Raw genomic sequence first — 7,349 nt, forward strand, 5'->3', positions numbered from 1 at the left:
GACGGCGTAGCCGTCCATCATTGCCTTATCAAAGGGAGGCGAATCGACCGTTGCCGCGGCCGATTCGCTCAGGCAGAGCCCGAGCGCCTCCGCCAGCGGCAGGGCGGTCGCCGGTCGCGGCGCGAGGGCGGCGAGGATCGCGGCGCGGGCGTCGGCGACAGAGAGCATGGCGGAGCGGGTGAACGGCGCGCCGCCTCGCGGCGACGGCAAAGCGGGGGATGCCGCAAAGCCTACCGGGGCCGCCTCGCCGACGCCGGTCCGGCGATCAGTCGTCTTCGCTGATGAACTTGCAGAACCGGCTCACGGAGCCGTCGCTGGTGTGTTCCTGGTAGAGGAACTGCACGTCGGCGTCGTCGAACTTCTCGAAAAACTCCTCCCAGGTGATGCGGTGCAAGCCGCTGTCGGGGGTGTTGGGCTGCTCTTCGGAGGGATCTTCGAAGTCAATCCGCAGGATGCCGGGCTCGCCGCCCTTGCTTTCTGTGTCCGCCACGGTGGCCGGGTAGCCGTTACGGCTCTCGGCCCACTGCTTAATCGTGGCGTGGTCGGTGGTGGTTTTCGATTCGTGGTCGGTGGAAGCCATCGGTGGTAATGAGGAGTTGGTACGGGCACGGAAATACGCCGGGCGTTCATGCGAATCGCGTGCCGAACGGCGGCGGGTGGTCGTCCGGCGACCGCCCGGCCTTCGCGGTGGTTCTTCCCCGCCCGATCGGGGACAAGGACCGCATGACTGCCGCCGACTGGCCGATCCGCCCGGACACCGTCTACCTGAACCACGGGTCGTTCGGGCCCACGCCGGCCCCCGTGCTGGCGGAGCGGGAGCGGTGGAGCCGGGAACTGGCGAGCCAGCCGATGGACTTCTTCGTCCGTCGTTTGGAGGACGCGCTGGACGCCGCCGCGGAGGCGCTGGGCCGGTTCGTCGGGGCGGACGCGGAAGGGATCGTGCCGGCGGCGAATTCGACGACGGCGATGGCCCTCGTCGCCCGCAACCTGCCGCTGGCGGCCGGGGACGAGGTTCTGCTCACCTCCCACGAGTACGGCGCCGTCGCCCGGCTGTGGAAGGCGCGGGCGGAGCCGGTCGGGGCGCAGGTGACGACCGCCCCGATCCGCTCCCCGCTGGACGACGCGGAGGCCGTCGCCGCGGACGTGCTCGCCGCGATCACGCCCCGCACGAAAATCCTGATCGTGTCCCACGTTACCAGCAAATCGGCCGCCGTGCTGCCGGTGCGGCGGATCTGCGCGGGGGCGCGGGAACGAGGCGTGCCGGTGGCGGTCGACGGCCCGCACGCGATCGCGACGCTGCCGTTGGAGCGGCCGGGGGAGGGGATCGCGGACCTCGGTTGCGACTGGTACGCCGCGGGGTGTCACAAGTGGCTGTCCGCCCCGTTCGGCAGCGGATTCCTGTGGGTCGCCCCGCAGCGCCGGGAGGGGTTCGAACCGCTGGTGACGAGTTGGGGCCGCAGCCTCTCCGGCCGCCCGGCGGACTGGCGGGACGAATTCCGCTGGCCGGGCACCCTGGACCCGGCCCCGTTCCTGGCGATTCCGGCGGCGATCCGATTCCTGGAGGACGCCGGCCTGGACCGCTTTCGCACCCGCTCCGCGGAGCGGGCGCGGGGGGCGGTCGCCCGGTTGAACGCTCTCACCGGCCTGCCGCCCCTGCCGGACTTCGGGCTGCCGATGGCCCCCGCGACGCTGCCGGACCCGCCCGGCGGGCTGCCGAAGCGGGACGACGGCGACGGCAACGCCCTGCAACGGGCGCTGTGGGAACGGCACGGCATCGAGATCCCCGTCGTCCGCCGCGGCCCCCGCCGCCAGATCCGCGTCTCCTGCCACCTCTACACCGAACCGGAGCACCTCGACCGGCTGCTCGCCGCGGTGGAGGAGGAGTTGGGCCGCGGCCGCTGAACGGCGTCGTTCCCCCGGCGGTTCCCCCCGGGGACCGGCCCCCCGGCCTTGCCGAGTCGCATGTCGGCGGGTGTCATTCGACTCGCCCCGCCGCTCCCGTCCGCCTCCGTCGGGGACGCACAGGGGGCTGACGCCCCCCGCTCGCCTTTCCGTCGCCGACTGCCCATGAGCCTGCTGTCCCTTGAGAACGTCACCTTCTCCCACGGGGCCGCCCCGCTGTTGGACGGGGTCACGCTGCGGCTGGAACCGGGGCAGCGGATGGCGCTGGTCGGCCGGAACGGGGCCGGGAAGAGCACGCTGCTGAAGCTCGCGGCCGGGGACCTCGTGCCGGACGAGGGCGTGATCGCTGTGCCGAAGGGCCGCGTGCTGACCCGTCTGGAACAGGAAGTCCCCGCCGGCACCGGCGGGACGGTGCGGGAGGTCGTCACCGCCGGCGCCCGGCAGGCCGCCGCCCAGAAGGAGACGCCGCCGGAGGACTGGGAGATCGACGTCGCCGTCGACCGGGCGATCGGCGAACTGGACCTCGATCCGGACGAGCAGTTCGCCGACCTCTCCGCCGGCCGGAAGCGGCGGGCGCTGCTGGCCCGGGCCCTCGCCCCGGACCCGGACGTGCTGCTGCTCGACGAACCGACGAACCACCTGGACGTCGAATCGATCGCCGCGGTCGAGAAGCTGGCCGGCAGCCTGCGGGGGGCGGTGCTGTTCGTGACCCACGACCGGGCCTTCCTCAAGCGGCTGGCCAACCGCATCGGGGAATTGGACCGCGGCGGGCTGAGCGCCTGGGAGTGCGACTACGACACCTTCCTCACCCGCCGGGCCGCCCAATTGGAAGAGGAGGAGGCCCGGGCCGCGGCGTTCGACAAGGTGCTCGCCAAGGAGGAAGCCTGGATCCGGCAGGGGATCAAGGCCCGCCGCACCCGCAACGAGGGCCGCGTGCGAGCGCTGGAGGACCTCCGCCGCCAGCGGGCCGCCCGCCGCAAAAAGCTCGGCACCGCCAACATGGTCGCCGCCGAGGCGGAGAAGAGCGGTCGGCTGGTGCTCAAGGCGGAGAACGTCACCTTCGCCTACCCCGGCGAGAGCGAACCGACCGTGCGGGGGCTGGACCTCAACCTCTCCCGCGGCGACAAGCTCGGCCTGCTCGGCCCCAACGGCTGCGGCAAGACGACGGCTCTGCGGTTGCTGTTGGGCGATCTGCAACCGCAGTCCGGCACGGTGCGGCACGGTACGAACCTGGAGGTGGCCTACTTCGACCAGCTGCGGGACACGCTCGACCCGGAAAGCACCGTCCGCGAGAGCGTCACCGACGGGGCGGAGGAGGTCACGATCGGCGGCCGCAAGAAGCACGTGGTCGGCTATCTGGGCGACTTCCTGTTCACCCCGGATCGGGTCAACGTGGCCGTCGGCAGCCTCTCCGGCGGGGAGCGGAACCGCCTGCTGCTGGCCCGGTTGTTCACCAAGCCGAGCAACGTGCTCGTGCTGGACGAACCGACGAACGACCTCGATTTGGAAACGCTGGAGCTCTTGGAGGGCCTGCTGGTCGACTACAACGGCACGGTGCTGCTGGTCAGCCACGACCGGGACTTCCTGGACCACGTCGCCACCAGCGTGCTGGCCTACGAGGGGGACGGCCGATTCAAGGAGTACGACGGCGGCTACACAGACTGGCTGCGGGCCCGCGAGGCGGCGGAGGCCGCCGCCGGGGCGAAGCCCTCCGCCGCCGATTCGCAGGCCCCCGCCAAGGGAAAGGCGCCGGCGAACAAACTGTCCTTCAAGGAGCGGAAGGAGCTGGACGCCCTGCCGGGGCAGATGGAGAAACTCGAAGCGGAGCAGGCCGAACTGCACGCGAAGATGGCCGAGCCCCGCTTCTACCAGCAGGCGCCGGACCGGATCGCCGCCGCCACCGCCCGCGACGCCGCGCTCACGGAGCAGTTGGAAGCGGCCTTCGAGCGCTGGGAGGCGCTGGAGGAGCGGGCGGGGTGAGGGGCGAGGCTCCGGTCGGCCCGCCGCCGGCCGGCCATCTTGAACTCCGTTCGCACCGTAACGGCGGTGCGTTACGAGACCGGTTAAGGGTCGCTCCTGGGGCCGTTTGACCGGGTGATCCGTCGTGGGCGGGCGTGGGAACGATCGCCCGTCGGTTCGTCGCGATCGGAGCGGGCACGCTCCCTCTATATTCCGGATATGAACTTATATTCCGGATATGAACGTCGAGCCGCCCCCCTCGGTCGCCTTCCAAATTGGCGACCGCACGATCGCGAAGGTCGTCTACGGGACGGCGGCGGGCCTGTGGGCGCTCGGAGTCGCGACGCGGCTGTGGGTCCTCCACGGCGGGCTGGAGGGCTGGATCTACTACACGCCCAACCGGTACTTCGGCCTGGACCGGGAGAACGGCCTGCCGGCGTGGTTCGCGACGGTTCTGTTGCTGGCGTGCGGAGCGGCGGCGGCGGTCGCGGGCGGCTTGGATCGGTCCGCGGCGGAGCGGGACGCCGCCGCGGCCGACAATCCCGCGGGCCGGCGGGAGGGCCGCTTCTGGTGGGTGATCGCGATCGCGTTCGCGTACCTCTCGGTGGACGAGATGACGTCCATCCACGAGTCGTTCGGCGAGAGCGTGGCCCGACGGGTGATGGGGGAGTTCGGCGAGCGGGTCTTCTTCACCTGGGTCCTGCTCGGGATTCCGGCGGCCGGGCTATTCGCCGCGGCGTCGATCCCGTTCCTGCTCCGACTGCCCCGGGCGATCGCGATCCGCTTCCTAACCGCCGGGGCGCTGTTCGTCGGCGGGGCGGCGGGGATCGAGATCGTCGCCAGCCGCATCATCGAGAGCGGGGGGCCCGAGGCGATGCTCCGTCTCCCGTATTCGCTCACCGTGTTCGTTGAGGAAGGATTGGAGATGGCCGGGGCCGCGCTGTTCCTCGTCTCCATCCTCAAACACGTCCGAGACCGCCACGGCGTTCCGCGGGTGGTCTGCCCCGGGCGGCCGGACGACGCCTGAGCTCCGCCCGAGTCGGAAGTCCGCCGCGGCGGCCTCAGCGGGCGTCGTCGGCGTCCGGGAACGCCGGCGGAACGGGCAGCGGCGGCGGGGCGGCGAACGGCTGCGGGAGTCCCCCGCCCCCGAACGGGGGCGATGCTGCGGCGTCGGAGTCCTCCGTGGGCTCGGACCGTCGGGGCGAGGCGGGAGGGACGAGCGCCGGTCCGCCGGCCCGCGGCGCCGGGGCGAACCCGGCCGGCGGGGCCGACTCGAACGGCGGCGGGGGCGGCTCGAACCCGGTGGGGTCCGGCTGGAACGACCGGGACGTCGGCGGGGCGGGGGCCGGCGGAATCGCCGGGGCGTCGAGATGGGGGGCGCGGTGTTCCGGCGCGATCAGCCCGGTGACGACGGAGCTCTCGTAGACCTCGGCGGGCAGTTCGCAGGAGTTGCCGACCGCCCCCGCCGGGGCCTCCCACCGGCCGCGACGCTCCGCCCGGTGGAAGTGGCGTTTGCCCCAGGCGCCGCGGTCCTCCTGCAGGGCGGCGGAGGCGCCCATCGGCGTCGGGGAGAGCGGGGAGGCCTCCAGCTCGCTGGCGGCGAACACCGCGATGCCCGTCTCCCGGCAGTCGCCGGAGTGGCAGGGGCCGATGATCTCCGGCGAGAGGAACACCAGCAGTTCGCTCTCCCGCACCTCGAAGTCCTGCTTGCGGAACAGCCGCCCGCAGACCGGCATGGAGCCGAAGAACGGCAGGCTGCTGACGGTCTTCACCTTGCTCCGCTGCCGCAGGCCGCCCAGCACCAGCGTTTCCCGATCGCCGACGCGCACCGTGGTGGTCGCCTCGCGGGTGTCGATGATCGGGGCGTTGGAATCCGGCGTGAACCCGCTGAGCACGCTGAACTCCGGGTGCACCTGCATAGTGATGGTGCGGTCCGCGGCGATGTGCGGGGTCACCTCCAGACGCACGCCCGCCTCGCGGAAGGAGGTCGTGCCGATCGCCCCGCCCAGCGCGCTCTGCGTGAGTTCCTGGTAGGGCACCTCGGTGACGATTTTGATGTCCGCCTTCTCATGGTTCAGAACGACGACGTTCGGGTCGGCCAGCAGGCGGCTGTCGGCGCTTTCGTTCAACGCCCGCAGCGTCGTGGTGAGGTCCAGGTAGCGGCTGGCGGTGTCGAACGCCGCCAGCCCGCCGGCCGCCGTCGGGCTGACCGCCCCCGCCGCGGTGACCCCGCTGAAGGTCAGTTCCTGCAGCGGGGAGCCGTCCGCGGCGAAGCCCCGGCCCCGCAGGCCGCCGTTCCAGTTGAGCCCCAGGTCGCGGCTGTCTTCGATCGCGCAGTCGTAGATCAGCGCCCGGATGCGGACCTGCACCCGCGGGACGTCCAGCTTCCGCACCGCCGCCTGAATGGCGGCGAGGTTCGCCGGGGTGTCCACGATCAGCAGCCGGCCCTCGTTGTCCATCGCGGAGACCCGCCCGTTCTCGCCCAGCAGCGGAACCAGCGTGGAGGCCATCGCCGTGGCCGGCACGTACAGCAGCTCCACGACGGTCGAGTCCATCGCCGGCCCGCCCGGCGCCGGACCGCCGGCGCCGGGGGGGCGGGTCAACAGCGCGCCGCCGGTCGTCGGCCCGGCGACGGAGGAGCGGTCCGCCGCGGCGGCGTCCAGCCGGGCCACCTGCGCCCGGATCGCGTCCAGCCGGGACGGGTAGTCGAACGCCACCAGCGCCCGGCCGGCAGGCATCGCGTGCACACGGCCCTCGGGGGAGAGCATCTCCTCCACAATCGGCAGCAACTGGGTCGGTTCGACCGACGGCGTGGCGAACACCTCGGTGGCCAGCAGCGGGTTCTGGGCCCCCAGGTCCGCGATCGGCACGACCACCAGCCCGTCGCCGACCGGTCGGTAGCCCAGCCCCCGGGAGAGCAGCAGCGTGTCCAGCACCTCGTGGACGGGGGCGTCGCGGAAGGCCATGTCCACGGTCCCGGTGAGCTCCTGGTTCACGACCAAGTTCAGCCCGGCGACCTCGCGGACGCTCATCAGCGCCTCCCGCAGCGGCACGCCCGGCAGCGTGAGCGTGACCCGGCGGTTCAGCTTTTCACGGGTCGCCTCGGTCAGCCCCGGGGCGGTGGAGAGGTCCGTCTGGGCGAACGCCCGTGGGGCGATCGCGGACGGGGAGACCGCCGCCAGCGCCGCCGCCAGCGCCGCGGACAGCCGGAACGCGGCGCAGATCCGCCCCGCGGCGACCGTCGCGGAGCGGCGGGGGGCGGTCGTGCGGGACATCGCCGGAGGGGATTGCGGGGGAGGCCGAAGGCGCCGGGGAATTCGGTCGCGTCGGTCCTATCGGCGGTCCCCCAGGCCGGAGACCGGCTCCACCCGGGCGACGCGGGCGGTTCCTCCAGACTCCCTAATCGGACCGCTGCGGGAGCGAACGACCGATCTCTGAGCGGGCCCCCCTCCGCGGCGCCCGCGGCGCATGCAAAACCGGCCCGGGGG

The 7,349-nt window shown here is 72.6% G+C and carries 5 protein-coding genes and 1 pseudogene; 3 read left to right on the plus strand and 3 right to left on the minus strand.

The window, feature by feature from the left end; genetic code table 11:
• Positions 1 to 168, minus strand: a pseudogene (locus ACG2DA_RS20615) (molybdopterin molybdenumtransferase MoeA); the annotation flags it as partial.
• A 97-nt stretch (positions 169 to 265) separates the two neighbouring features.
• Positions 266 to 580, minus strand: coding sequence for a hypothetical protein (locus ACG2DA_RS20620; RefSeq protein WP_395258297.1), 315 nt, complete (start codon positions 578 to 580; stop codon positions 266 to 268).
• A gap of 143 nt (positions 581 to 723) precedes the next feature.
• On the opposite strand from ACG2DA_RS20620, the gene ACG2DA_RS20625 reads away from it, so the two are divergent.
• The 3 genes from ACG2DA_RS20625 to ACG2DA_RS20635 all read left to right on the plus strand — a co-directional run bounded on the left by ACG2DA_RS20625 (position 724) and on the right by ACG2DA_RS20635 (position 4,888).
• Positions 724 to 1,902: an aminotransferase class V-fold PLP-dependent enzyme gene (locus ACG2DA_RS20625; protein WP_395258299.1), complete on the plus strand. Its 1,179-nt coding sequence runs from the start codon at positions 724 to 726 to the stop codon at positions 1,900 to 1,902.
• Positions 1,903 to 2,067: 165 nt separating this feature from the next.
• Positions 2,068 to 3,882, plus strand: a complete 1,815-nt coding sequence (locus ACG2DA_RS20630; protein ID WP_395258301.1) for an ATP-binding cassette domain-containing protein — start codon at positions 2,068 to 2,070, stop codon at positions 3,880 to 3,882.
• A 217-nt stretch (positions 3,883 to 4,099) separates the two neighbouring features.
• A complete protein-coding gene (locus ACG2DA_RS20635; RefSeq protein ID WP_395258303.1) occupies positions 4,100 to 4,888 on the plus strand; it encodes a hypothetical protein in 789 nt (262 codons plus the stop codon).
• Between the two features lie 34 nt (positions 4,889 to 4,922).
• Here ACG2DA_RS20635 and ACG2DA_RS20640 read toward each other — a convergent pair whose 3' ends face one another.
• Positions 4,923 to 7,136, minus strand: a complete 2,214-nt coding sequence (locus ACG2DA_RS20640; protein WP_395258305.1) for a type II secretion system protein GspD — start codon at positions 7,134 to 7,136, stop codon at positions 4,923 to 4,925.
• Positions 7,137 to 7,349: the final 213 nt, after the last annotated feature.

It is taken from the genome of Alienimonas sp. DA493, assembly GCF_043951915.1.
In the GTDB taxonomy this organism is placed as follows: domain Bacteria; phylum Planctomycetota; class Planctomycetia; order Planctomycetales; family Planctomycetaceae; genus Alienimonas.

What these genes read in the sequence shown, in the direction of transcription:
- ACG2DA_RS20625 (WP_395258299.1), top strand. Translation starts at nt 724, where the DNA reads ATGACTGCCGCCGACTGGCCGATCCGCCCGGACACCGTCTACCTGAAC.
- ACG2DA_RS20630 (WP_395258301.1), top strand. Translation starts at nt 2,068, where the DNA reads ATGAGCCTGCTGTCCCTTGAGAACGTCACCTTCTCCCACGGGGCCGCC.
- ACG2DA_RS20635 (WP_395258303.1), top strand. Translation starts at nt 4,100, where the DNA reads ATGAACGTCGAGCCGCCCCCCTCGGTCGCCTTCCAAATTGGCGACCGC.
- ACG2DA_RS20620 (WP_395258297.1), bottom strand. Translation starts at nt 580, where the DNA reads ATGGCTTCCACCGACCACGAATCGAAAACCACCACCGACCACGCCACG.
- ACG2DA_RS20640 (WP_395258305.1), bottom strand. Translation starts at nt 7,136, where the DNA reads ATGTCCCGCACGACCGCCCCCCGCCGCTCCGCGACGGTCGCCGCGGGG.